The sequence below is a fragment of the Parolsenella catena genome, assembly GCF_003966955.1.
In the GTDB taxonomy this organism is placed as follows: Bacteria; Actinomycetota; Coriobacteriia; order Coriobacteriales; family Atopobiaceae; genus Parolsenella; species Parolsenella catena.
In genome coordinates this window covers 1,601,922-1,624,874 of sequence record NZ_AP019367.1, presented here as the reverse complement: position 1 = coordinate 1,624,874, position 22,953 = coordinate 1,601,922, and the positions used below count along the sequence as shown (strand labels likewise).

The following is a 22,953-nucleotide window of genomic DNA, read 5'->3' as shown; positions in this document are numbered from 1 at the left end:
GGTTTAGCCTTTCATCGATGCCATGGTTTATATTCTAAGACCTCAATAGGTGGCGTTCAGCGCGTCCAGCGCCCGCGCGAAGCTGTTGTTCGTTATCTTCAGCCTGTTGGAGTCCTCGACCCTTATGACGGGCGGGTACGTCTCTGGGTGCGCTTCCATCTCCGTGACGGCGCTGGATGCGCCCAGCTTGCCGGGCGTGCTGTGCGGCATAGGCCCCACGAGAACGGCCCGGTAGACGTAGGAGCTGCGCAGCTTCGCGAAGTTGAAGTGCTTCAGCTCGTCGTAGTCGAGTGCGCATTCTAGATCGTTGGAGGAGATGCCGCGCCTTCTCGCGATGCTCCGGAGCTTCCCCTCGCTCGTCATGCTGCAGCCGATAACGAGGACCTTGGTGGGGCGGACCTCGGCCCGCCCGTCGTCGCCCAGGAGGCCGGACATCCCCAGGAGGCGCAGTAGCTCATCGAGCTCGCCGGTCCGGTTCGCCATGGTGAGGGCCGGCAGGAGGCCGTCTTCCAGACGCTCTCCCACGGTCTGCCCCAGGTCGTCGAGCTCGGCGGCGGAGAGGGGCGTCAACGCCCCACCGCCTCGTCGTAGGCGCCGGCCGCAGCCTCCCGGGCCTTGCGGATGCGTATCTTCAGGACGGAGATCTCGTCGAGGCGGGCACGGTACCCCTCGGCGGCCCTGCGCTGCACGTCGGCCGGCGGCACGGGTATCTGTATCTGCCTGAGGTTCCGAAGTGGCAGGTTGGGGATGGTCGTCCCCACGACCATCTGCTCCAGGCTCCGCTTGCCGTCCTCGCTCGCGAGGAACGCCGCCACGAAGTAGGGGTCGACGAGCTCCGTGTCGAGCCTGATGACGTAGAGGTTGCCGTTGGCGAGGATGGTCCTGCCCTCGGGGACGTCCGCCACGGCCACCTTGAAGGGGGCCCCGTTCTTGGAGATCACGAGGTCGCCGGTGCGCAGCCACTGCCTCTCGGTCTTATCGTTGAGGCTGGTGAGGTTCGGCAGGTCGTCCGAGATTGCGCCGTCCTCGATATCCGAGAGCCGCACGTAGAAGAGCCCCGTGTCCTCCTCGGTCGTGAGCGTGTCGAGCTCCCTCGCGCTGAAGCCCGCCCCGCGCTCGATGGCGAGCGTGAGGTCGCCGAGAGGCCTGGGGTTCACGAGGTCGGGCGCCTGGCCGAGGTAGCGGCTCGCGTAGAGGCTGTAGCCGCGCGAGGCAATGTCGGCGCGCTCGGCGAGGCGGCTCATAGGACCGCCGGCGCCGATGCGGCCCACAATCTCAGAAACGGCCTCGTCGGAGAGCGAGTTCCAGCGCCGGCCCTCGTCGGCGAGGTCGGAGGCGTCCACCATGCGGACAGGCCCGTCGTTGCGGCCGAGCACGAGGAGCGCGCAGCCGAGGGCGGTCGAGCGGAAGAGCCTGGTCGGGAGCGCCACGACGGCGCGGAGCATCCCGTTCTCGACGAAGTAGCGCCGCGCCCGCTGGTCGCCGCCGTTACCGAGGGCGCCGTTGGTGACGATGGCCACGGCGGTGCCGCCCTCGGCGAGGGAGTCGTATGCGAGCCGGGCGAACACCCAGTCAGCGGAAGCGGGACGTCCCATGGGGTCGGACTCTTCCACGAAGGGGGCGAGGTAGTCGGCGCCGGGGTTGCGCATGAAGGGTAGCTTCATGCCGAAGGGCGGGTTGATGAAGACCTTGTCGTAGGTGCCGAGGGCGGGTCTGTGGAACACGTCGCCGAAGGCGATGGGGCGGTCTCCCGGGAGCAGGCTCATGCGCGCGACAGCCAGGCATGCCGCGTCCTTGCTTACATCGACGCCGTAGGTCCTGATGTCGGGAGTCCTCTCGATGGCGTCGACGAGAAAGGACCCGGCGCCGCAGCACGCGTCGTAGAGGCGCTCGCCGTCGTGGCAATCGAGGACGGCGAGCGCGAGGGTGCGAATGGGCTCGGGGGTCGTGAGTTCCCTCCGCAGTCCGAAGTTCCTGTCCTCATCCACGTTATAGTGGAGCACGAAGTCGCGCAGCTCGTCAGTAGTGTAGGAGCTTGAGCAGAGGCGCAAGGCGGCGCTCTCGAAGGACCCGTCGGAATCAGTTACGAAGCGGTCTCGCAGGATTGGGTCGAGCTGGTGGTCGCCTACGACCGAGAGGTACTGCTCGTGGTCGATGTCGTGGCGGTCAAGGCCCTTCTCTATCAGGAGGAAGGCGGCGTATGCCGCGAGGTTGGCGTCCACGCCCATGCCGCTCGAGGGCTCTATGTGGTCGAGGTCCTTTGCAATCATGATACGGCTGGTCTGCTCAGGTGAGAATGACAATGTTGCCTCCTGGTTATAGTTAACCGTACTTCTGTGGTTAACGATAACCATATCCTCAGAAAGAGTCAAGCACAGTCTTTGGTTAGAAGAAACCATAATGGCAGACGAGAAGACCGTGGTGAGATAAAGCGGAACCGAAAACAGAGCCCTTTCGTGGGGTGTCACGCCCGAGGGAAATGCCTTCGTGCGCGAGGCAAGCAAGGGCGTCCTCACAGAGATGATGTTCGACGCCACCGAGCGCGAGACGACCGTCACGTTCGAGCCGACTGACGACTACTCGCTCGCAGACGCGGCAGACAATGTGGAGGGCCACGCCGACGACTGCTTGATAACCGACTTCGAGGATACCCTCACGCTCTGGGGTATCCCGTATACCCGAGACGAAAAGGTCGTGCCGCTCGCCGCATAGAGGCTGGCCGACAAGGACAACGATGGCGACGCGTCGTGCGGAAACACACGACGCGCTTTCGTATGGAGAGAAGAACGCTCGAGCCCGCAACTCATACGGAAGAGCGAGGAGAAGAACCTTCTCACGCACCACCGCCCGTCGCGTGCTCGATGGGGGATCCGGCATCGCCGGCACGATGGTCCTGCGGTGCACCTGTTAGACCCGTCCGAACCCGTCGGTGTCCCCGTAGTCGTAAAGTAACCCCGCGAGTCCATCTGCCACGCTGCTCGCATCGTTTGGCGGATGTATCATCCGCACGCTAAAATAAAAACGTAAAGCAGGTGATGCAGACAATCGACCTTCGCAACAGCACCATCGACCCCTGCTTAGAGAAGGAAAGCACTTGGATATCCCCGGCTTCAACCTTCATAAGCTCAACTTCACTCCGAGCTACCAATATCTCTCAGACATACAGCCGCGTATGCCAGATATGCGTCCCTCCTGGCACCAGCTCGTGGTCATCGGTAACGGCTTCGATCTCGAATGCAAGCTAAAGTCGAGCTTTACGAGCTTTATCAGTGCCCGGAATAGGGTCCTCGAGCAAGAAGGGAATAGCGAGTCCAATCCACTAGGCATTAAGAGGAACCTATGGGACGTCATCCTCGGATCTATGGATGGCGATCATTGGGCTGACGTCGAGGGCGCGATAGCGCGCTGGGTGGTACCGAAGGGCTGGGGGGGGATACCAACTCCGAGCTCTGGAAGTCGTCTCTTGACGAGACCGTAGACGTACTTCGAGACATTTCGAGGGGCAAGAAGAGCACCTTCGATTCAAAGAGCATTTCGTACAAGGCTGCCTCGTACCTTAGTGAAGGCTCTTCGCAGAAGGCCAGACAGTGGAACAAGGAGAAGTTGCTGGAACTCACCCGCCACGACCTCAAATGTCTTGAGAAAGAGTTTTCCGCCTATCTCGCGCAGGCAGAGAAAGACCAGCCCGATTACCGTGAAAACGCGCGCAGGCTCATGTGCGAGCTCATCATCCAGGGTCGCCCGAGCGAAAAGAACTACGACATCGAGGAGAGCGTACTCAGCTTCAACTACACGCACCCCATCGAGGGCCTACGTACCGAAGAGCATGAGACGAGCTACATCAACATCCACGGAAGGCTCGGCGGCGAGATCGTGTTCGGCATAGACGGTACGGGACGAATGAACGACCCCACAGTGACGCCCTTCACCAAGACCTACCGCCTGCTGTCCCTCGACGTGTCCGACACCCGCTCGCTCGTGCACGCAGCATCCCCCATCGGCTACCAAGACTACGGGACGGCGCTCATAAAGTTCTACGGGCACTCCCTTGGTTCCGCCGACTACTCCTACTTTCAGGCAATATTCGACTCCGTACACCTATATGAGGGACGGACGCAGCTGATCTTCTTCTACCGGAGGCACGGCGACAAGACTTCCGAGGAGGTTAGGGTTGAGACAATGAGCCAGGTGATCAAGCTGCTGGATGCCTATGGCAGGACCCTCGACAACAAGGACCATGGGAAAAACCTCATACACAAGCTGCTCATAGAGGGGCGCCTCGCCGTCAAAGAGCTTTCTGACACGATGAGGAGAAAATAGCTCAGCTGTTTCTTATTGCCCGCATGATGAAAAAGAGCACCAGACAATCCTCTACGCCCCCTCAGCACGTCATCCATCACGGCGTAGCGCACGGCATCGATGCTGTGGTCGTTCCCGTCCGGTATCTCGTCCACCCACGTGCCGTCGCGGTCGCGCTCGAACTCCTTCAGCCTGAACTCCTCGTAGGCGAGCGGGCACCGCACCGGGTCTATCACGATCTCGCGCATCCCCGCCAGCCACTCGTACGAGAGCCTCCTCATGTTACTCTTCCGGGCGGGACGCACCCTCAGCCCCAGCTCGCGACGCCACACCGCCATCGACTGCTTGCCGCCCGGCGTGTCGTCCGCCCATATCAGCTCGTCGTGCTGGCAGGGGTCCCCGCCGGGCTCGTCCGCGTACGTCAGTGCCTCGGCCACCATGGCCCCGGTCTCGGCCGGCGTCTTCCTGTTGGCAGACAGCTCCTGGAACAGGAACATCCGCCGCTCCCCGGGCACCCACCCGCACCGCACGAAGCGCCATGGGTCCGGGAACCATCCCCAGTCCACGCCGTTTCGCGTGTGAGAGAAGCCACTGCATTGCGCGTCGGTGAGCTGCCGTTCCGCCACGTTGTCGAACACGGACCCGCCGGGCCCCGTCAGCTCGCCCAAATACTCGCTCCGCCACGCGCGCTCGTCCACGTCCCGCAGGTACTCGGCCTCCTCCACGAAGGGCGCGCCCAGCCACTCCGGGTGCGTCCCCACCACGTCCGGGTAGCTCGAGCGCCCGACCAGCGTGTCCGAGCGTCGCTCGCGCTCCAGCTCCTCGTGGTTCGCCCAGCTCCACAGCGTCCGCGGAGGGTTGTAGGTATAGAAGATCCAGAAGTCGTCCCCGCTGCGCCTGAGCGAGTTCAGTATCGAGCGGACCGTGTCGATCCCGTCGAACTGGTCTAGCTCCTCGAACCACACCACGGCGGCGTAGCCGCGCCCGAACTTCGGGCGGTGAACAGGGGACGTACCCCTGTTCATGTGGCGGTTCGACTTCCGCGGTTTCAGCCGGTCGTGCTAGTCGAACAGGCTCGGCATGTCGCTTTCCTTCATGAGGGCACCAGCGCAGGGGAGGGCCTGGGCGCAGAACTTCTCTGTCCAGACGTCTCCTCCCAGGAAGTCCTCGATCGCACCGACGGCGGTGACGATGCGGCCCTTCTTGGCCGTGAAGGCCTGGACGCCCTGGGTGTTGGTGGTCGTCTTGGTCTTGAGCAGCGACGTATTGAAGTTCATGAGGCGGCCGTCGTTCGAGACGAGCGCGAGGTCGCGGTCCTCCTTGAGCACTTGGGCGAACAGCAGCTTGGACCCGCCGTAGATGGCGTTCTTGAGGCGCTTGCGGTTGGTCTTGGTCACGTATCCCGCCAGCGCCACGCGGACGACGCGGCCATTCTCGAAGGCGAACAGCACGTCTGCCTTGTAGTCCTCGGGATCGATCGCCCAGATGACGTTCTCGTCCGGCTCCATCTCGAGGTCGGTCGGCAGGTAGGAGCCGAGCTGGGCGGACTTGGTGTCCTCGAACGCGGCGACCTTGCACTTGTACACCTGGCTCTTGTCGGTGAACACGAGCAGCTCGTGCGTGTTGGAGGACGGGAACTCGATGAAGGGCTTGTCGCCGTCCTTGTATTTGAGCGAGCTGGCCTTCTTGAGCACGCGGTCGGTCATCTTCTTGAGGTAGCCGTCGCGCGAGAGCATGATCGTGACGGGGTACTCCTCGACCTCGGGCTCCAGGTTCACCTCAATGACATCGGCCGGGTCAACGCGGCCGGTCTTGCGCGGCGTCACGTACTTCTTGTTGACTGCGGCCAGCTCGTCGCTGATGACCTGCTTGATCTTGTCCTCGCTCGACAGGATGCCCTCGAGCTCGGCGATCTCGCCTTCGAGCTTCTCGATGTCCTTGGTGCGGTTGAGGATGTACTCCTCGTTGATATTGCGCAGCTTGATTTCGGCAACGAACTCGGCCTGCGTCTCGTCGATGCCGAAGCCCTTCATGAGGTTGGGCACGACCTCCGCCTCGAGCTTGGTGTTGCGGATGATTGCGATGGCCTTGTCGATGTCGAGCAGGATCGCCTCGAGGCCGTGCAGCAGGTGCAGACGCTCGGACTTCTTGGCGAGGTCGAAGTTCATGCGACGGCGCGTGGAGTCCATGCGCCACGCAACCCACTCGTGCAGGATCTGACGCACGCCCATGACGCGCGGGTAGCCGTCAACCAGCACGTTGAAGTTGCAGGAGAACGAGTCCTGCAGCGTGGTGGTCTTGAACAGCTTGGCCATGAGCTTCTCGGGGTCAACGCCACGCTTGACGTCGATGGCGATGCGCAGGCCCGAGAGGTCCGTCTCGTCGCGGATGTCAGAGATTTCGCGAACCTTGCCCTCCTTGGAGAGCTTCACGATGCGCTCGATGATGACGTCGGTCTTCGTGGTGTAGGGAATCTCGTACACCTCGATGATGCGCTCCTCGGGGATCCAGCGCCAGCGCGAGCGAATCTGGAAGCTGCCAAGGCCCGTCTCGACGATCTTCTCCATCTCGTCGCGGCGGTAGATGATCTCTCCTCCGGTGGAGAAGTCGGGCATGGGCATGTACTCGAGAAGGTCGCACTCGGGGTCCTCGAGGTAGTGCATGGTGGCGGTGCAGACCTCGTTGAGGTTGAAGCCGCAGATGTCGGAGGCCATGGCCACGCCGATGCCCTTGTTGGCGGAGACGAGGATGTTGGGGAACGACGTGGGCAGCAGGCGTGGCTCCTTCATGGCGCCGTCGTAGCTGTCAACGAAGTCCACCGGGTCCTTGTCGATGTCCTTGAATATCTCTGCGCTGATGGGGGCGAGCTTGGCCTCGGTGTAACGGGAGGCCGCGTAGCTCAGGTCTCCCGAGTAGTACTTGCCAAAGTTGCCCTTGGACTCAACGAAGGGCGTGAGCAGGGCCTCGTTGCCCGTGGCGAGGCGCACCATCGTCTCGTAGATGGCGGCGTCGCCGTGGGGGTTGAGCTTCATGGTCTGGCCCACGATGTTGGCGCTCTTCTGGCGCTCGCCCTTGAGCAGGCCCATCTTGTACATGGTGTAGAGCAGCTTGCGGTGCGAGGGCTTGAAGCCGTCGATCTCCGGGAACGCGCGCGAGACGTTGACGCTCATGGCGTAGGGCATGTAGTTGGACTCGAGCGTCTGCGTGATGGGCTGTTCGGTTACCTCGGAGTGCAGGCCAATGACGTTCTCGGCGTTGACCTGCTTCTTCTTGGGCTGTGCCTTTGTCTTCTTCTTTGCCACGGTTCCCTCTTGTGACGTTTCTCGAATTCGTTTGGTGCGCTGCCACGTGCGTTGCGCTGGCGACAGCAGCGTGCGCTACTGCAGGTCGAGCTGGTCCAGGTACTCCTTGCCATGCTCGGCGACGTGTTGCTTGCGTCCCTCGTCGTCGTTGCCCAGCAGCAGGTTGAACATGGTCTCCATCTTGGCAATGTCCTCGGGCTCCACCTTGATGAGGCGGCGCGTCTCCGGGTTCATGGTGGTGAGCCACATCATGTCCGGATCGTTCTCGCCAAGACCCTTGGAGCGGTTGATGGAGCACTTCTGGTTGCCGATCTGCTTGAGGACGTCGTTCTTCTCGAGCTCCGTGTAGGCGAAGTAGGTCTTCTCCTTGCAGTTGATCTCATAGAGCGGCGACTCTGCGATGTAGACGTAGCCCTTCTCGATGAGCGTGGGCACGAGGCGGTAGAGCATGGTGAGGACGAGCGTGCGGATGTGGTAGCCGTCGACGTCTGCATCCGTGCAGATGATGACCTTGTTCCAGTTGAGGTTGTCCAGGTCAAAGGAGCCGAGGTTCTTGATGCGCTTGTCCTTGATCTCCACGCCGCAGCCCAGCACGCGCATGAGGTCCATGATGATGTCGGACTTGAAGATGCGCGGGTAGTCCTCCTTGAGACAGTTCAAGATCTTGCCTCGGACGGGCATGACTCCCTGGAACTCGGCGTCGCGAGACGTGCGAATGGCGCCCGCCGCCGAGTCGCCCTCCACGATGTAGACCTCGCGGCGGGTCTTGTCCTTGGAGCGGCAGTCGATGAACTTCTGCACGCGGTTGGCCATGTCGGTCTTCTGCTGCAGGTTGGTCTTGATGCTCTGGCGGGTCTTCTCGGCGTTCTCGCGGGAGCGCTTGTTGATGAGCACCTGGTCCACGATCTTGCCGGCGGCGTCCTTGTTCTCGATCAGGTAGGTGGAGAGGCGCTCCTTGAAGAAGGCCGTCATGGCCTGCTGGATGAAGCGGTTGTTGATGGCCTTCTTGGTCTGGTTCTCATAGGAGGTCTGGGTGGAGAAGCAGTTGGTCACGAGCACCAGGCAATCCTGGACGTCCTGCCACTTGATTGAGCTCTCGTTCTTGTTGTACTTGCCCTGGCTCTTGATGTAGGCGTCAAGGGCGCTGGTCAGGGCGCTGCGGGCCGCCTTCTCGGGCGAGCCGCCGTTCTCAAGCCACGAGGAGTTGTGGTAGTACTCCTGCATCTGGAAGGTGCGCGAGAAGCACAGGCACGCCGTGATCTTAACGTTGTAGTCTGGCAGGTCCTCGCGGTCACGGCCACTGCGGTCCGCCTCGATGAAGAAGGGCTCGGTGAGGTAGTTGGCGCCGACCTTCTCGAGCACGTAGTCCTCGATGCCCTTGGGGTAGCAGAAGTCCTCCTCGGTGAAGGTGCCGTCCTCGGCCTCGATGCGCAGGCGGAACGTGATGTTGGCGTTGACCACGGCCTGTCGGCGCATGGTCTCGCGGTACCACTCGTGGGGGATGTCGATCGAGGTGAAGACCTCGAGGTCCGGACGCCACCTGATGGTGGTGCCGGTGCGCTGCTCATCGGTGGGCTCGACCTCAAGGGCCTTCTTCTTGGAGCCTACAACCTTGCCCTTCTTGAAGTGCAGCGAGTATTTGTTGCCGTCGCGCCAGACGGTGACATCCATGTACTCCGAGGCGTACTGGGTGGCGCATGAGCCCAGGCCGTTGGTGCCCAGCGAGAAGTCGTAGTCGCCGCCCTCGTTGTTGTCGTACTTGCCGCCGGCATAGAGCTCGCAGAAGACGAGCTCCCAGTTGAAGCGCTTCTCGGAGGGGTTCCAGTCCAGCGGGCAGCCGCGGCCGTTGTCCTCGACCTGGATGGACTTGTCGGCGAAGGCGGTGAGCGTGATCAGCTTGCCAAAGCCCTGACGAGCCTCGTCGACCGAGTTGGAGAGGATCTCGAAGGCGGCGTGCGCGCAGCCGTCGAGGCCGTCAGAGCCAAAGATGACGGCGGGACGCAGGCGGACGCGCTCCTCGTCCTTGAGCTGACGGATGCTGTCGTTGCCATAGTTTGCGGTGCTCTTTGCCATGCTCGCTCTCTCGGTGCTCCCTTGCCAGCGCCCGGGTCTCATCGGGCGTGCGTATCGGTTGCGACCCCAGCGCCGCGGCGCGATGCGCCTGCCACTGCGTCTTCGTGTGTTTGGGGCCGGGTAATTTGGTTTAGATAAGCAACTTAACATAGCCCAGCGCGCCGGCTGGCCCTTCTGACACGAAATCCATCGAACAATCGTTCGAACTCGGGCGCGGGCCGAAGGGGCTGGCGCCGATTGCGACACCTTGTCGTTCGCGCTGCTCCGTCGCTGGTACCTCGCCTTATTTCCGCGGCAGGAACCTCGCGCCGGCGATCGCCTGGGCGATAAGCGCCACACCGGCGATTGTCCAGAGCGCAAGGTAGCCGCCGCCGGCAATGGCAATGCCGCCGAGGCTGCTGCCAATGCCGCCTCCCGCGAACACTCCCAGGCCGATGAGCCCGGTGCAGAGGCCCGTGTGCGAGGGGTCGATATCCATGGAGAACGAGACGAGCGTGGGCTGTACCAGTATGTAGCCCAGGCCGAGGCACGCCGCGGCGGGGAGCGCGGGCATCCACGAGCCCGTGATTGTCGACGCCACTAGCAGGGCCGTTGCGATGACGCCCGAGGTCTCGCCCACGGCGATAACGCCACGCTGGCCCCGAGCTTCGCCGATGCGGCCGGAAATGCTGCCGCCGGCGAGACAGGCGAGGCCGTAGAACATCATGAGCAGGCCCGCCTGGGTAGAGGAGAGGCCGCACCTCTCGGCCAGGAAGGTGCCCATGAATCCGTACACCCCGAGGAAGATGATGCCGGTCGTGAAGGCAACGAAATAGATGGCGCGTCCGGGTCCAAAGAGGATTTGCGCCGCGTGGCGGAGAAACGCCGCGGGCCTGAAGGGCTCACGTTCAGCTGAGCCGACCACGCCCACGCCTGCGGCGCTTACGCCGGCGCCTGCCGCGTCGATGGCACTCACGCCGGCGCCTGCCGCGTCGACGGTACCCGCGCCGTCCATCTCGTCGAGGTACCTCAGGCGCCTGACGCCGAGCCAGGCAGCTGCGCCGAGTACGCCAAAGCAGATAAATGCCGCGCGCCACCCCACAAGGTCGCAGATGAACCCGCCGAGGCCCGCCGAAAGACCCTGGCCGGTAAACGTGACGCCCATGAGCAGACCTACGGCGCCCTGTCGGTCCTCCTCGCTCACGACGCTGCCAACGAGAGACTGATTTACGCTGATGATTCCCGCGGCGAAGCAGCCAGTGACGATTCGCGCCACGACGAGCGCTTCGAGCGTGGGCGCTGCGGCGCAAAGCACGGTGCTCACGGCAAGGCCCGCGACGATGATGCAAAGGAGACGCACGCGTCCAACGGCATCGCCAATGGCGCCACATACGGGCTGCAGCAGCCCGTAAGGCGTGAGGTATGCGGTGAGGATGACCGTTGCGGTTGCCGGGGCGATGGCGAGCGTCTGGGCGATCGCCGGGAGCGCAGGAGAGACAAACCAGTTGTCTGCGGCGGAGACGAGCCCGCAAAACCCGAGCGTAACGACTATCTTCTTTTGCGCTGGGGTCATGGGGCCTGCCTTCGAGCCTGTTCGGGTGGATATGGCGTCTCGTTCACTATAAGTGCGTGGGGGAGTAGTGGCGCTGTTGAGCGGTGTAGCTAGTCTGAATTGCTGTGGACCGGGCAACAAGAATTTAATAAACTGACAAATTTAGTTGCAACGAACCTTTGATGCAGCGCGAGCGTCGTTTTTGTTCGCACGGGGAGCTCGATGCTCTGTCTACGGTTGTGGTCACGTTTGAAAGTAGGTTTTAGTGAAGACGTTTGGCAGGGCGCTTGCCCTTATGACGATGCTCGTATCTTGCGTGTTTGCGGCACCCACGTTGGCGTTTGCCACGGAATCTAACGTCTACGAGGTGGGCAATAGCAAGGAGTTCAAGAACGCCGTTGCTGACATCAACGAGAAAGCGGACGGAGATTACGTCATCAAGCTTGCGGCCGATATCGAGTCGGAAGCCAGCGTGTCCGGGCCGTGCCCGGTCACCATCCTGGGCTGTGGGCACACGCTGACGATTGGCACGTACGGCTCCCTTCAAGTCATGAAGGGCTCGCACCTGAGCCTGGGCGCTGCGGACGGCAGCGACACCCTGACCATCAAGGGTTCGGACGAGCAGAACAACGACGTCCCGGGCCTGCTTTACGTTGAGGGCACCTGCGACATGTACGCGGGCGTCACGCTCGCCGGCCGCGAGGGCAACAACTACTACGGCGGCGGCGTCACTGTCTATGGCGGCACGTTCCACATGCATGGTGGCACCATCAGGCACTGTGGCATAAACGGCGGATCCGTTTGCTACGGCGGAGGCGTCGGGGTGGCCTACGGCGGCACGTTCGTTATGGATGGCGGCGAAATCACGGATTGTTACGCGATAGCTCCTCCTTCGGATCCTGACCAGACTTTTCAAAGCTTCGGCGGCGGCGTGTTCGTAGCGTATGGATCGTTCTTCACCATGAATGGCGGCACCATCTCGGGCAATCGTGCTGACGTGGGTGGCGGTGTCATGCTCTCCGACAACTCCGCCGAGATGAAGATTGGTGGAGGCTCCATCACCGGCAACACGGCCACGATATGTGGCGGCGGACTCGCTGCGGTGGGAAACGACGGAGCAGTGGTCGTGAACAATGCGAAGCTCTGCAATAACGTCGCTAATGGCGCGGCATCGGACGTCTATCTTGCTAATACTCCGGCACGGCTGTCTCCTGCCGAAAGCATGGGTGAGCGCTACCTTGGCAGCAAGCCGGACGACGTGACCAACGAGAGGATCGACGGTTGGTATGTCGACGACGAAACTTCTCGCTACTTTGACCAGTCGAAGGAGAAGCGTCGGAAGTATCCCGACTATGCCAACATCGGCTCTGGGGACGAAGTCTGTCTGATTGCGGCAGGCAGCGGGTCTCTTTCCGAGTTCCATGCCAAGTACGAGTTCCAGAGCGCCACGCCGGGCCAGCAGCTGCCCGACGAGGTGCTGGCGTTGCTCCCCGCGGATAGCAAACCCTATTCGCGCGGCAGCGAGATCAGCGCACTCGCCCCGTCGCAGACGAGCGTGGAGACGGCTGACGGCACGTGGACCTTCGTGGGCTATGACCGCACTACCGCCGAGGCGAGCATGGACAACGCCGACGAGGAGGGCAACGTGCACTTCTCGGGCGCCTGGAAGTTCACGAGAAAGCCGACGCCCGCACAGCCCGGCGACGGCGGAGCGACGGCTGGCGCCAATCCTGCCGGCAAGGCGGACGGAGCGAGCTCGGAAGGCGCGCAGCTCCCCCAGACCTCCGACGCGTTTGGCCCCGGTGCGCTTCTCGCGCTGATTGCTGCTGGTGCCACATCCCTGATCGCCGCGGCGGCCATCCGGGAGTAACGTGGAGCGGGGGTCGTCTCCCATTCCACAACGAGAGGAAAGCCGATGATCTTGTCCCTTGCCCCGATGGAGGGGATAACGGGCCACGTGTTCCGTCGCGTCCACGCGGACTGCTTTGGTGCGCTCGACCGCTACTACACGCCGTTTATCGCTCCGCCGCGTGTGGGCTGCGCGTTCAAGGGCAAGGCCGTCCGCGAGCTCGACCCCGTGGCCAACGAGGGCCTTGACGTGGTCCCGCAGCTGTTGACGAAGGACGCCGACGAGTTCGTGTGGGCTGCGGGGCTGCTTGCGGGCATGGGATATGCCGAGGTCAACCTGAACCTGGGCTGCCCGTCTGGCACCGTGGTCGCCAAGGGCAAGGGAGCCGGCTTTCTCGCGCGGCCCGAGGAGCTCGAGGCGTTCCTCGCAGACGTGTGCGAGCGCTCGCCGCTGCCCGTCTCGGTCAAGACGCGCCTGGGGCTCGAGCATGACGAGGAGTACGAGCGCCTGCTCGACATCTACTGCGGCCTGCCGTTGGCCGAGCTCATTGTGCATCCACGCGTGCGGGCAGACCAGTACGACGGCTCGCCGCGCCGCAAGCTCTACGGAAAGACGCTCGAGCGGGCGCCGTTTCCCGTGGCATACAACGGCGACGTCTTTGCGCCGGCGGACTACGACGCGCTCCTTGCGGCCTGGCCCGAGACGCGCCACGTGATGCTGGGCCGTGGCGTGCTGGCCAATCCCGCGCTGCCTCGCGAGCTGCGCGCGGGAGCGCCGCTTTCCCTGGACGAGCTGCGCGCGTTCCATGACGGGTTGCTGGAGGCCTACGCTGCGGAGATGGGCGGCAACGCGGTGTTTCGCATGAAGGAGTGGTGGTCCTACGCCAAGGGCTCCTTCGTCGATCCCGTGGCGGTGTGGCGCCACGTGCGCAAGGGCAAGAGACTTGATGAGTACAGGACCGCCGCCGCCCGCGTCTTTGAGGACGAGCGCCTGGCGGGGGCGTGAGTGGAACAGGGGGCTGCCCCTGTTCCACCACTCACATGCCTAGGGTGCGGGCGAGGCGATCGAGCAGGCCCTCGTCGCCGGTGTCCGGCGCGTCCGGCAGCGAGGGGAGGAACAGGCTTGCGATGCCGCCGGCGGCCCCGGCGATGAACGCCTTGCGTGTGACTGTCATGGTTGGGCCCCTCCCCGCAGGAACGTCTCGTAGACTCTTTTATAGACGAACGGAAGGCGGCTGGGGCCTACGAAAGGACGAGAGGAACGGGGAGCGGCCATGGATGTGAGCGTGTGGAAGCCTGAGCGGGCGGAGGGTCCGCTCCCGGTTGTCTACCTCAACGTGTTCCAGGGGGATGGCGCGCCGGTGTGGGAGGCGTGCCAGGAGGCCGGATGCCCGCCGTTCGCGCTCGTGGCGGTGGGCGGCCTGGACTGGAACCGCGATCTCAGCCCCTGGGGGTGCGAGGCCACGACGCGCAGCGATGAGCCGTTTGCGGGAGGCGCGCGCGAGCATCTCGAGAAGCTCCTTAGCGAGGTGATTCCGCAGGTAGAGGATGGATTGCCCTGGCCCGTGGCCTGGCGCGGCATCGCGGGGTACTCGCTTGCGGGGCTCTTTGCGCTGTGGTCGCTGTGGGAGACGCCGGCCTTCTCGCGCGTGGCGAGCGTCTCGGGCTCGCTGTGGTTCCCCGGGCTTCTCGATTGGTGCACAGGGCGACCCCTGGCGGCGAGTCCCGATGTTGCCTACCTCTCCCTGGGCAAGAGGGAGCATAAGACGCCCAACCGCATGATGCGCGGGGTGCTTGACGCAACGCGTGGTTTCGAGGCGCTGCTTCGCGAGCGCGGGGTGGAGACGACGCTCGAGCTCAACCCCGGCAACCACTTCTGCGAGCCAGATGCGCGTACCGCTCGCGGCATTGCCTGGCTGCTGCGCGCGTGAGCGGGGCGCGGGCGCAGGTGGCATGCGGGTTTCTCGCGCACATCTGCCAGAACGGGTACTTGATGATGCCGGGCGTGTTGCCGCCCACGCCAAGCTCGAGCAACAGCGTGCGCATGCCCTCGTGCCGGCGGAGGAAGTCGTATCGGTAAAAACGCAAGAAGGGGAGGGAAGGGCTTCTCCGCATGACGTACACGATGATGCAGGCCTGCCGCGAGCTGGGCATGACCTACCAGACGCTGAAGTTCTACTGCAACCAGGGGCTTGTCCCCAACGTCAAGCGCGACAAGAACAACCGCCGCGTCTTTGACGAGCGAGACGTGGAGTGGCTGCGCGGCCTGGGGTGCCTCAAGCGCTGCGGCCTGTCCATCGAGGAGATGCGCGAGTACCTGGACATGTGCCTCGAGGGCGAGAGCTCCATCCCCGCGCGCAAGGCCTTCTTGGCCGAGAAGCGCGAGAAGCTCGTGGAGCGCCTGGCCGAGGTGCAGGCGAGTATCGACTACATCGACCGGAAGCAGGGCTTCTACGACAACGTCCTCGCCGGGCGCACGGAGTACTACGGCAACCTGCTGCCGAAGGACGGCGAGTAGCCGATGGGGCCCATCGCGCGCATCCGCACGGACCTGCCGCAGAAGTTCGGCATCCCACGCAACGGGTCGCTCGCGCCGCACCTGCACGGCGAGATTCGCTTTGAACCCGAGTTCGCAAGTGCCGCGGCCGTCGCCGGACTTGAGGAGTTCTCGCACCTGTGGCTCATCTGGCAGTTCGAGAACGGCCTGGCCGGTGGTGCGGCGTCAGACGTGGCGGCAGACTCCGCGGGTGCCACTGCGGGTGTCGCGAGCCGCGGCTGGCGGCCCACGGTGCGCCCTCCTCGCCTGGGCGGGGCCGAGCGCGTGGGCGTGTTCGCGACGCGCAGCCCGTTCAGGCCAAACCCGATTGGCCTCACGTGCGTGCGCCTCGAGCGCGTTGAGCTTCGCGAGGACGGTCCCGTGATCCACGTGCTGGGCGCCGACCTTCGCGATGGCACGCCCATCCTCGACATCAAGCCCTACATCCCGTTCGCGGACTGCCATACGGATGCCACGGGCGGCTGGATCGAGCGTGCGCCCTGGCACGAGCTTGCGGTGGACTTTCCGGAGGCGCTTCTCGCGCTGGTGCCCGCCGAGAAGGCGGATGGCCTCGTCGAGGTGCTGCGACAGGACCCGCGCCGCGCCGGCAGCAAGCATGAGCCCGAGCGCGTCTATCACCTGGCCTACGCCGGCCTTGACGTGTCGTTCTGCGTCGACGGCAACGCGCTTCGCGTGGTGGGCGTCAAGCGGCTGTAGCCGTTGGATTCGTAGGGGCCGCGCCCGAGGGGCCCGGCCCCGGCGCGCTATGACGCCGAGGAGAACTCCACGCGGGTGAGCTCGGGCACGTTGAGGCGGATGAGTCTGCGGGCCGTCTCCTTCTCGGCGTCGCTGAGCTCGCGCTGCGTGGACACGCGTGCGACGACCTCGCGCGTGGCAGACCCCGCGCCGCCATCCGTGGCGCCGCCCGTCATGTTCGCGGAGACCTCCGAGCCAACCGAGTAGTCCTCAAGCCCCGGCAGCACGGCCGCAAGCTCGCGCGTCGTCTGGACAACGCCGTAACCGTCCTGCACGCCTTGCGAGGCGGAGCCGATCGAGCCCGCCGTGAACAGCATGCAGGGAATCGCAAAGACGATGGTCCCCGCAATGACGCGCCTGCGCACCTTGCGCGAGAGCTCGTCGGCGAGGCGGCTCTCCTCGTCCGTGACGATGCCGTCGTCGTTGAGGTCGCGCTTGAGCGGCACGCGCAGCGCAAGCAGCACGCCCTCTGCGGCGAGCGCGATGAACACGACGTTGATGCCAAACTCATAGAGCGCCGAGAGGAACAGCGGCAGGCTTGCCGCGGCAATGCCGTAGCCCGCGGCGCACAGCGGTGGCATGAGCGCCGTTGCCACCGCGACGCCCGAGATAAGCGTGGCCGGCTCCTGGTCGCGCGTGTTGCCGAGGCCGCCTGCGAAGCCACCGGCGAGCGCGATTGCGAGATCCCAGACGGTGGGCGTGGAGTTGTCCGTGATGGCCGCTGTCGTGGAGGCGATGGGGGAGAGGCGGAAGTAGATCGTCGAGGTCACGAGGCAGAAGGCCATCTGGAGGAGCAGTCCGGCGAGCGCCTGCTCGGTGAGGCGTCGGTCGAGCGTGGCGACGCCGTATGCCACGGCCAGCACCGAGCCCATGAGTGGGCAGATGAGCATGGCTCCCACGATGGCGATGTCGGAGTTCGTGTCGAGGCCGATGCAGGCGATGGTCATGGCCACGATGAGGATGCACAGGTGCGTGCCGTTGAGCTGGGCGCCGCTCACGAAGCGCTTGCGTATGACGTGGTAGGGCGCGCGGCCCTCTCGAACGTTGAACGAGCGTGCGAGGAACCGCCGGGCGTCGCGCGCGACGCGAGCGGCCGCCGGCTTGATGCCGTGGCGGCGATGGTGACGGTCGCGCACGCGTCTGAGCTGCTGCTTATTGAGTTCCATGCGGGTCTCGCCCCTACGCCAGCGGCGACGCCGCGAGCAGGCATGCCTGGCTGGCGGTGTTCGTGAGCTGCTCGGTCCAGTTGTCGTGCGCGCTGCCCAGGCGCGCGCCGAACACGGCGGCGCTCGCGCAGGGGTAGCCGTCGTCTCCGTTGACGGCCAGCACCGCGCGACGGCCCTGCTCGAGCAGGCGCTTGGCGTTCTCGTCGCTGATGGCCCTCTTTGTGCGTCGCATGGGCCTGAACATGGCTGCCTCCTGGTCTTGCGGTTTGGGCAGCGATTATACCGCGCGCATGTTTTTGCTGCTCAGGGCATGGGTGCGCACATACGAAGCTGCGTGGGGCCACGAGGTGTCCCAAGGTGATGATGTCGATTCATCTCTTGGGAAGGAGGTCTCGCATGGGTCATCGGATGAGCTGGGCGGGGCGACTGCGCGTCGCGTTCGCCTGCGTTGCTGCCGCGATGGCGCTCTGTCTGGCGTTGCCGACAAGCGCCCATGCCGCCACGACGATCACGAAGGTCGACGTGGGAAACGTCTGGAAGAGCCTCGTCGTGGGCCAGCTCGTCGAGGGGTTCGTATGGACGAACCCTTGCTCTTCTAGGCCTCGTGCCGCTCGCCGAGGTATCGATATGTTACATATGCATTGAGATAATTACCTTGTATGTATGGACTTATACTGACGGAGACCAGGCGCGCAGAGCGTCGCCAAACCCCAGCACAGGAGGCACTCATGGGTCCGCTTCTCTTCAACACCAACTACATCGCACCCATCTGGTCGGGCGACCGCATCAACAAGACGCGTGGCCTTGCGGGCAACGAGCTCTACGGCGAGGGCTTCGACGTCTCCGCGCATCGCGGCATGGTGACGTCGGTCAAGGGTGGTCCCTACGATGGCACCCCGCTCGACGAGCTTATCCGAGACCATCACGAGGAGGTCATCGGCACCTCGGACGATGACGGCGTGACGCAGACGCTCATGCTCGACGCACGCGAGACGGTCTCGGTCCAGGTGCACCCCAACGAGGCCTACGCCCGCGAGCACGAGGATGACCACGAGAAGGCCGAGGCCTGGTACGTCTTCGAGGCAGACCCGGGCTCTACGCTCATCGCCGGCTCGCTCACAGATGACGTGGACGCCCTGCGCGCCGCCGCGGCAGACGACACGATCGGTGACAAGTACGGCCGCCGCGTACCCGTGACCGAGGGGGACTTCATCGTCGTGCCGTCGGGCACGCTGCACGCCTATGGCGCCGGAATCTTTGCCGTGGAGATCGGCACGCTAGGCTTTACGACCTATCGCCTGTGCGACTGGGGCCGCGGCCGCGAGCTCCACGTGGAGAAGGGCTTCGACGTGCTCGACGTGGCGCCTAAGCCCGACCCCATCCACCTGGGCAAGTTCGACCCGACGGCGCCTGCCCGCACCGTTCGCGGTACCGCCGACGACGACCTGTTCGTCATCGACATCATGGACGTTCCCGAGAACTGGGACGACGTGACGGGTGACGAGTACCGTGTGCTCACGTGCGCCGCGGGCGAGTGTGACGTGACCTCTGCCGAGGGCAGCATTCACCTGGGCTTCACGGAGTCATGTCTTGTTCCCGCGAGTGCCGGTGCCTACACCGTGACCGGTCCGTGCCGCATCATCTCGAGCCGCATGAGGCACTAGGCCTGTGCGCTTGCATTGCATCCGGGCGCTCGTAGCCTGATTGATTCGCCGCCTCGTCCGTTTTACGCATTCCAAGGCTTCTGGATGCGTAATTTGGACGAGGCGGCGTTTTGCTACTTCTCCTTGATCTGCTTGCCGGTGAGGTGCTCGATCTCGATGACGTAGAGCTGCGTGCCCCTGATGTCGCGCGCAATCTCGGCCTCGACCTCCTCCGCGCTGGGGTAGTACCTCAGCGCGAGGGCGCGGATCTTCTCGAGCGTGAGGGTGGGGTCGCTCTCGAGGCGGCAGCGGCCAAAGACAACCGTGCTGCGCACGTAGGGCGCCCACTCGCCATCCTTGTGGAAGTCGCCGCCAAAGACGGTGAAGCAGACCTTGTCGCTCTTGGTGAGCGCATCGACCTTGTGGCCTTGCCTCGCGCCGTGAAAGTAGATGCGGTTCTCGGTCGGCTCATAGAGGTAATCGAGCGGGATGGCAAAGGGGTAGCCGTTGTCGCCGTTTACGGCGAGCACGCCGCGCTTCTCGTTGAGCAGCAGCTCGCGGGCCTCGTCGTCCGAGATGGCGCGACTCTTCCTGCGCAGGGGCCTAAACTCCGTCATGGTCTTCTCCAAGTTGGGACAATAACCTACGGGGGTATTGTCCCATTGGTTGGTTTAATGTCCGATTGTGGGCAAATTTTCGTTGCACACCGCGCTGGTGGCGTGCTACAGTGCAGTCACATTATCTCCCTCCCGAGGGCGCAAGTCGGCGCATGGAGTTGAGGGAGCTGGGCGTGCCCCGACGGTGCAAGTCGGCATCTGGAGTTGGCGCGTCCCTACAACCTAAGGAACCCAATCGCATAGATGGCGCGAGCCGATGACGCATACCGCGATGCCACATAGGCATCGTGCGCCGTCGACCTCATGCCGCATACCCATTCGTCCCAGCCAACGAAAGGAACCGTCATGGCTACCGAGTTCTACTACACCCCACAGATCATGCGCGAGAGCGCCGAGGGCATCAACCGCTTCGACATCCGCGACGAGATGCTCGCCAACCGCGAGCTCGAGCTCACGGGCGCCGTCGACGCCGAGTCGTGTGCCGGGATCATCCGCGGTCTCATCTACCTGCAGCGACAGGATTCCAAGGCCCCCATCACGCTCTACGTCAACAGCCCCGGCGGCGAGGTTCAGAGCGGCCTTGCCCTCTACGACACGATGCAGGCCGCGTCCTGTCCCGTCCATACCGTCTGCCTGGGCATGGCGGCGAGCATGGGCGCGCTCATCTTCATTGCCGGAGACGAGCGCCAGATCCTGCCCCACGGTCGCGTGATGATTCACGACCCGCTCATCGGCGGCGGCATCGGCGGCAGCGCGCTTTCGGTCAAGGCCCGTGCCGACGACCTGATGCGCATTCGCGACATCACGGCCGAGGTCATCTCGCGCCACAGCGGCATGCCGCTCGAGCGCGTCTTCGAGCTCACGGCGAGCGACACCTACTTCGAGGCCCAGGCTGCCGTCGACGCCGGGCTCGCCGACCGCATCATCACCACCCTCTAGCGAACCGACAACGCCTCTACCAGCAAGAACATTCCACGCGGCAGGCTTGCCGCACACCATCGCGCAAGCACTGCGCAGAAAGCGAGAACCACCATGATTAACGCCAACACCGAGAGCCTCTTCGACCCGGCCCCCGAGGCCACGGCCGCCGAGAAGGCCGACCGCTCCGCCTATGCCGGCGAGCTCATCCTCACCGAGGGCCGCACCTCGCCCCTCGACTCTTGGGAGACGGGCCTCAACAACAACGTGCTCGTCCTGGGCTGCTCGGGCGGCGGCAAGACCCGCAACCACCTCAAGCCCAACCTGCTCGAGGCGCGCGGCTCCTACGTCGTGCTCGACTCGAAGGGCCGCCTTGCGGCCGAGATGGGCCCCTGCCTGCAGAGCCAGGGCTACGAGGTCGAGGTCATCGACTTCACCACGATGGAGGGCACCATCGGCTATGACCCCCTCAATGCCGTGCGCTGGAGGGGCGGCAAGCCCCTCGCGCAGGACATCATCGCCATTGCGAGCACCATCTGCTCCAAGGACGACATGGGCAACGACCCCTTCTGGGGCGTTGCTGCCGCCAACTACCTCGCGAGCTACATCGCCTACGTCTTCGAGGCCCTGCCCGACCGCGAGTGGAACATGGCCTCGGTCGTGAAGGTGTTCGAGTGCGCCTGCGCCGGCGACGCCGAGGAGCTCTTCCGTGACCTGCGCCTGCAGGACCCCGACTCCTACGCCGTCTCGCTCTACCGCCGCGCCAGGATCACGGCGCGTGCCGAGAAGATGCACGCGAGCATCATGGGCATCATCGCGGCAAACCTCCTGCCGCTCTCGTTCGAGGGCGCCATGGCGTCGTTTAGCAACCCCGCCCAGCTCAACTTCCGCGTGCTAGGCGCGTCGAAGTGCGCCGTCTTCGTGAAGATGGACGACCTCGACGACAGCCTCGCCCCGCTCACGAGCCTGTTCGTGCGCCAGGCCTTCTCGGTCCTGTGCGACTTTGCCGACACCGAGTGCGAGGGCGGCCGCCTCCCCGTGCCCGTGCGTTTCATGCTCGACGACTTCGCGAATCTGTCGCTGCCGGGCTTCGACCGCATCCTGTCGGTGGTGCGCAGCCGCGAGATCAGCTGCACCGCCATCTGCCAGACGGTGAGCCAGCTCGAGGCCCGCTACGGCGAGGCCGAGGCCAACTCTATCATTGGCAACTGCGACCGCCAGCTCGTGCTGGGATTCCAGGACGAAGCCACGGCCCGCTACTTCTCGCTGCGCGCCAACAAGACGCCGAGCAGCCTGCTCGAGACGCCCGCCGGCAGCTGGTGGTACTTCGAGCGCGGCAAGCGCGGCGTGTGCGAGCCGGCCTACGCGCTCGAGAATCACCCCAGCTACGAGGCGTGCCTTGCCTGTGAGCGCATGGGGATGGCCAATCCCGACGAGCTCTGGCCGTTTGAGGAGCCCGACTTTGCCCGGTCCTGCGACGACCGCTTCGGCAACGTCATTCTGTGCGCCGACTGCGACCTTGTCGGCCGCTGCCAGGGCCCCGAGGCCACCTTCGAGCAGAACTGGGAGGTCGCCCATGCCGCAGACGCTGCGTAAGGGCGTGGCCGAGATGGGCCACCAGCCGGGCGAGGCTGTTGCGAGCCCGCAGCGCGTCTCCCTTGCCGACCGCCTCGAGCGGGCGAGGGAGAGGAGCGGGCGGGAGGCGCGCCGCGGGTTGCCCAGCGAGGAGCGCGAACGCATCCGCCGCGAGGCGTTTGGGGCATCGCCCCTGCTGCGTGGCCACGCGGACGAGCTTCTCGCCATAACGGGCGAGCTCGCTCGTGTGCTACCGAGCCATGCCGAGTATCAGGCGCGTACGAACGGAGACTGGGGCACGGGTGCGACCGGCCCCTCCTCCCGCTCCCGCATCGAGAACCCCGCCTGCACCTTTGTGTGGGAGATCAAGCATAACCCGCAGGGCACGCTCAACCAGTGCCCCGTGCGGGAGTACAACTGGGCGCTCGAGAACACGAGCAGGGTCTGCGACCTGTGGGAGGGAGAGCCCACCGCGAGCGAGGCCGAGCTTGCGAAGGCCCTCATCGTCCAGACGGTGCTGGGCGACGACGAGCTGCGTGCGGTTGTGCTCGAGCGCGCGGGCACACTCGTCCGCACCGCGGCCGGCACCCTTGGCCCCTACTTTGCCGAGTGGAAGCACTAGGTGTGGCGGGGCGTGACAAGGGGACGGGTCTCTTGTCACGTGCGTCTGCGGTATGGTTTGAACAATC

At 64.4% G+C, this 22,953-nt stretch carries 21 protein-coding genes; 11 read left to right on the top strand and 10 right to left on the bottom strand.

What is annotated here, in order from left to right:
* Positions 1 to 42 precede the first annotated feature (42 nt).
* Both Pcatena_RS07305 and Pcatena_RS07300 read right to left on the bottom strand, forming a co-directional pair.
* The gene (locus tag Pcatena_RS07305; RefSeq protein ID WP_126423014.1) at positions 43 to 570 is read right to left on the bottom strand and encodes a hypothetical protein; all 528 of its coding nucleotides are present in this window, start codon (positions 568 to 570) and stop codon (positions 43 to 45) included.
* Positions 567 to 2,303: an N-6 DNA methylase gene (locus Pcatena_RS07300; protein ID WP_172596414.1), complete on the bottom strand. Its 1,737-nt coding sequence runs from the start codon at positions 2,301 to 2,303 to the stop codon at positions 567 to 569. Before Pcatena_RS07300 ends, Pcatena_RS07305 begins: the two co-directional genes overlap by 4 nt.
* A 184-nt stretch (positions 2,304 to 2,487) precedes the next feature.
* On the opposite strand from Pcatena_RS07300, the gene Pcatena_RS07295 reads away from it, so the two are divergent.
* Together Pcatena_RS07295 and Pcatena_RS07285 are read left to right on the top strand one after the other, a co-directional pair.
* Positions 2,488 to 2,712 carry a hypothetical protein gene (locus Pcatena_RS07295; RefSeq protein WP_126423010.1) on the top strand — a complete coding sequence of 75 codons (225 nt, stop codon included), beginning with the start codon at positions 2,488 to 2,490 and terminating at the stop codon, positions 2,710 to 2,712.
* Between the two features lie 891 nt (positions 2,713 to 3,603).
* Positions 3,604 to 4,320 carry an AbiH family protein gene (locus Pcatena_RS07285; RefSeq protein WP_232619847.1) on the top strand — a complete coding sequence of 239 codons (717 nt, stop codon included), beginning with the start codon at positions 3,604 to 3,606 and terminating at the stop codon, positions 4,318 to 4,320.
* Here the strand turns inward: Pcatena_RS07285 and Pcatena_RS07280 are convergent.
* The 4 genes from Pcatena_RS07280 to Pcatena_RS07265 all read right to left on the bottom strand — a co-directional run bounded on the left by Pcatena_RS07280 (position 4,209) and on the right by Pcatena_RS07265 (position 11,226).
* Positions 4,209 to 5,324 carry a PBSX family phage terminase large subunit gene (locus tag Pcatena_RS07280; protein WP_126423004.1) on the bottom strand — a complete coding sequence of 372 codons (1,116 nt, stop codon included), beginning with the start codon at positions 5,322 to 5,324 and terminating at the stop codon, positions 4,209 to 4,211. The two genes, Pcatena_RS07285 and Pcatena_RS07280, sit on opposite strands and share 112 nt — an antisense overlap.
* 36 nt (positions 5,325 to 5,360) lie before the next feature.
* Positions 5,361 to 7,601 (bottom strand): DNA gyrase subunit A, encoded by a 2,241-nt coding sequence (locus Pcatena_RS07275; RefSeq protein ID WP_126423002.1) that lies wholly within the window; start codon positions 7,599 to 7,601, stop codon positions 5,361 to 5,363.
* 75 nt (positions 7,602 to 7,676) lie between these two features.
* Positions 7,677 to 9,674, bottom strand: coding sequence for a DNA gyrase/topoisomerase IV subunit B (locus Pcatena_RS07270; protein ID WP_126423000.1), 1,998 nt, complete (start codon positions 9,672 to 9,674; stop codon positions 7,677 to 7,679).
* Between the two features lie 283 nt (positions 9,675 to 9,957).
* Positions 9,958 to 11,226 (bottom strand): MFS transporter, encoded by a 1,269-nt coding sequence (locus Pcatena_RS07265; protein WP_126422997.1) that lies wholly within the window; start codon positions 11,224 to 11,226, stop codon positions 9,958 to 9,960.
* Between the two features lie 244 nt (positions 11,227 to 11,470).
* On the opposite strand from Pcatena_RS07265, the gene Pcatena_RS07260 reads away from it, so the two are divergent.
* Together Pcatena_RS07260 and Pcatena_RS07255 are read left to right on the top strand one after the other, a co-directional pair.
* Positions 11,471 to 13,075 (top strand): SHIRT domain-containing protein, encoded by a 1,605-nt coding sequence (locus Pcatena_RS07260; protein ID WP_126422995.1) that lies wholly within the window; start codon positions 11,471 to 11,473, stop codon positions 13,073 to 13,075.
* A 45-nt stretch (positions 13,076 to 13,120) separates the two neighbouring features.
* On the top strand, positions 13,121 to 14,059 hold the full coding sequence (locus Pcatena_RS07255) for a tRNA dihydrouridine synthase (RefSeq protein ID WP_126422993.1): 939 nt from the start codon (positions 13,121 to 13,123) through the stop codon (positions 14,057 to 14,059).
* Positions 14,060 to 14,090: 31 nt separating this feature from the next.
* On the opposite strand, the gene Pcatena_RS08150 is transcribed toward Pcatena_RS07255, so the two are convergent.
* On the bottom strand, positions 14,091 to 14,228 hold the full coding sequence (locus tag Pcatena_RS08150; protein ID WP_172596413.1) for a hypothetical protein: 138 nt from the start codon (positions 14,226 to 14,228) through the stop codon (positions 14,091 to 14,093).
* Between the two features lie 99 nt (positions 14,229 to 14,327).
* Between Pcatena_RS08150 and Pcatena_RS07250 the strand changes: the two genes are divergently transcribed.
* The 3 genes from Pcatena_RS07250 to Pcatena_RS07235 all read left to right on the top strand — a co-directional run bounded on the left by Pcatena_RS07250 (position 14,328) and on the right by Pcatena_RS07235 (position 16,306).
* Entirely contained in the window at positions 14,328 to 14,984 is a 657-nt protein-coding gene (locus Pcatena_RS07250) for an alpha/beta hydrolase (RefSeq protein WP_126422991.1), read from the top strand.
* Between the two features lie 182 nt (positions 14,985 to 15,166).
* Positions 15,167 to 15,571, top strand: a complete 405-nt coding sequence (locus Pcatena_RS07240; RefSeq protein WP_126422987.1) for a MerR family transcriptional regulator — start codon at positions 15,167 to 15,169, stop codon at positions 15,569 to 15,571.
* Between the two features lie 3 nt (positions 15,572 to 15,574).
* The gene (locus Pcatena_RS07235) at positions 15,575 to 16,306 is read left to right on the top strand and encodes an SAM-dependent methyltransferase (protein WP_126422985.1); all 732 of its coding nucleotides are present in this window, start codon (positions 15,575 to 15,577) and stop codon (positions 16,304 to 16,306) included.
* Positions 16,307 to 16,353: 47 nt separating this feature from the next.
* On the opposite strand, the gene Pcatena_RS07230 is transcribed toward Pcatena_RS07235, so the two are convergent.
* On the bottom strand, positions 16,354 to 17,511 hold the full coding sequence (locus Pcatena_RS07230; protein WP_126422983.1) for a DUF389 domain-containing protein: 1,158 nt from the start codon (positions 17,509 to 17,511) through the stop codon (positions 16,354 to 16,356).
* Positions 17,512 to 17,524: 13 nt separating this feature from the next.
* Positions 17,525 to 17,755: a hypothetical protein gene (locus tag Pcatena_RS07225; RefSeq protein WP_126422981.1), complete on the bottom strand. Its 231-nt coding sequence runs from the start codon at positions 17,753 to 17,755 to the stop codon at positions 17,525 to 17,527.
* A gap of 484 nt (positions 17,756 to 18,239) precedes the next feature.
* Between Pcatena_RS07225 and Pcatena_RS07220 the strand changes: the two genes are divergently transcribed.
* Positions 18,240 to 19,175, top strand: coding sequence for a type I phosphomannose isomerase catalytic subunit (locus Pcatena_RS07220; RefSeq protein ID WP_172596412.1), 936 nt, complete (start codon positions 18,240 to 18,242; stop codon positions 19,173 to 19,175).
* A gap of 113 nt (positions 19,176 to 19,288) precedes the next feature.
* Here the strand turns inward: Pcatena_RS07220 and Pcatena_RS07215 are convergent, their stop codons facing one another.
* Complete coding sequence (locus tag Pcatena_RS07215; RefSeq protein ID WP_126422977.1) at positions 19,289 to 19,771, bottom strand: pyridoxamine 5'-phosphate oxidase family protein; 483 nt, start codon at positions 19,769 to 19,771, stop codon at positions 19,289 to 19,291.
* Positions 19,772 to 20,116: 345 nt separating this feature from the next.
* Between Pcatena_RS07215 and Pcatena_RS07210 the strand changes: the two genes are divergently transcribed.
* From Pcatena_RS07210 to Pcatena_RS07200, 3 genes are all read left to right on the top strand, one after another.
* Entirely contained in the window at positions 20,117 to 20,710 is a 594-nt protein-coding gene (locus Pcatena_RS07210; protein ID WP_172596411.1) for a ClpP family protease, read from the top strand.
* 93 nt (positions 20,711 to 20,803) lie between these two features.
* A complete protein-coding gene (locus Pcatena_RS07205) occupies positions 20,804 to 22,285 on the top strand; it encodes a VirD4-like conjugal transfer protein, CD1115 family (RefSeq protein WP_126422973.1) in 1,482 nt (493 codons plus the stop codon).
* Complete coding sequence (locus Pcatena_RS07200) at positions 22,266 to 22,886, top strand: hypothetical protein (RefSeq protein WP_126422971.1); 621 nt, start codon at positions 22,266 to 22,268, stop codon at positions 22,884 to 22,886. Before Pcatena_RS07205 ends, Pcatena_RS07200 begins: the two co-directional genes overlap by 20 nt.
* The last annotated feature ends 67 nt before the right edge of the window (positions 22,887 to 22,953 follow it).

Coding starts and splice junctions, on each gene's coding strand:
- Pcatena_RS07280 (WP_126423004.1), bottom strand. CDS start 5,324: ATGAACAGGGGTACGTCCCCTGTTCACCGCCCGAAGTTCGGGCGCGGC.
- Pcatena_RS07270 (WP_126423000.1), bottom strand. CDS start 9,674: ATGGCAAAGAGCACCGCAAACTATGGCAACGACAGCATCCGTCAGCTC.
- Pcatena_RS07265 (WP_126422997.1), bottom strand. CDS start 11,226: ATGACCCCAGCGCAAAAGAAGATAGTCGTTACGCTCGGGTTTTGCGGG.
- Pcatena_RS07255 (WP_126422993.1), top strand. CDS start 13,121: ATGATCTTGTCCCTTGCCCCGATGGAGGGGATAACGGGCCACGTGTTC.
- Pcatena_RS08150 (WP_172596413.1), bottom strand. CDS start 14,228: ATGACAGTCACACGCAAGGCGTTCATCGCCGGGGCCGCCGGCGGCATC.
- Pcatena_RS07250 (WP_126422991.1), top strand. CDS start 14,328: ATGGATGTGAGCGTGTGGAAGCCTGAGCGGGCGGAGGGTCCGCTCCCG.
- Pcatena_RS07240 (WP_126422987.1), top strand. CDS start 15,167: ATGACGTACACGATGATGCAGGCCTGCCGCGAGCTGGGCATGACCTAC.
- Pcatena_RS07235 (WP_126422985.1), top strand. CDS start 15,575: ATGGGGCCCATCGCGCGCATCCGCACGGACCTGCCGCAGAAGTTCGGC.
- Pcatena_RS07230 (WP_126422983.1), bottom strand. CDS start 17,511: ATGGAACTCAATAAGCAGCAGCTCAGACGCGTGCGCGACCGTCACCAT.
- Pcatena_RS07225 (WP_126422981.1), bottom strand. CDS start 17,755: ATGTTCAGGCCCATGCGACGCACAAAGAGGGCCATCAGCGACGAGAAC.
- Pcatena_RS07220 (WP_172596412.1), top strand. CDS start 18,240: ATGGGTCCGCTTCTCTTCAACACCAACTACATCGCACCCATCTGGTCG.
- Pcatena_RS07215 (WP_126422977.1), bottom strand. CDS start 19,771: ATGACGGAGTTTAGGCCCCTGCGCAGGAAGAGTCGCGCCATCTCGGAC.
- Pcatena_RS07210 (WP_172596411.1), top strand. CDS start 20,117: ATGGCTACCGAGTTCTACTACACCCCACAGATCATGCGCGAGAGCGCC.
- Pcatena_RS07205 (WP_126422973.1), top strand. CDS start 20,804: ATGATTAACGCCAACACCGAGAGCCTCTTCGACCCGGCCCCCGAGGCC.
- Pcatena_RS07200 (WP_126422971.1), top strand. CDS start 22,266: ATGCCGCAGACGCTGCGTAAGGGCGTGGCCGAGATGGGCCACCAGCCG.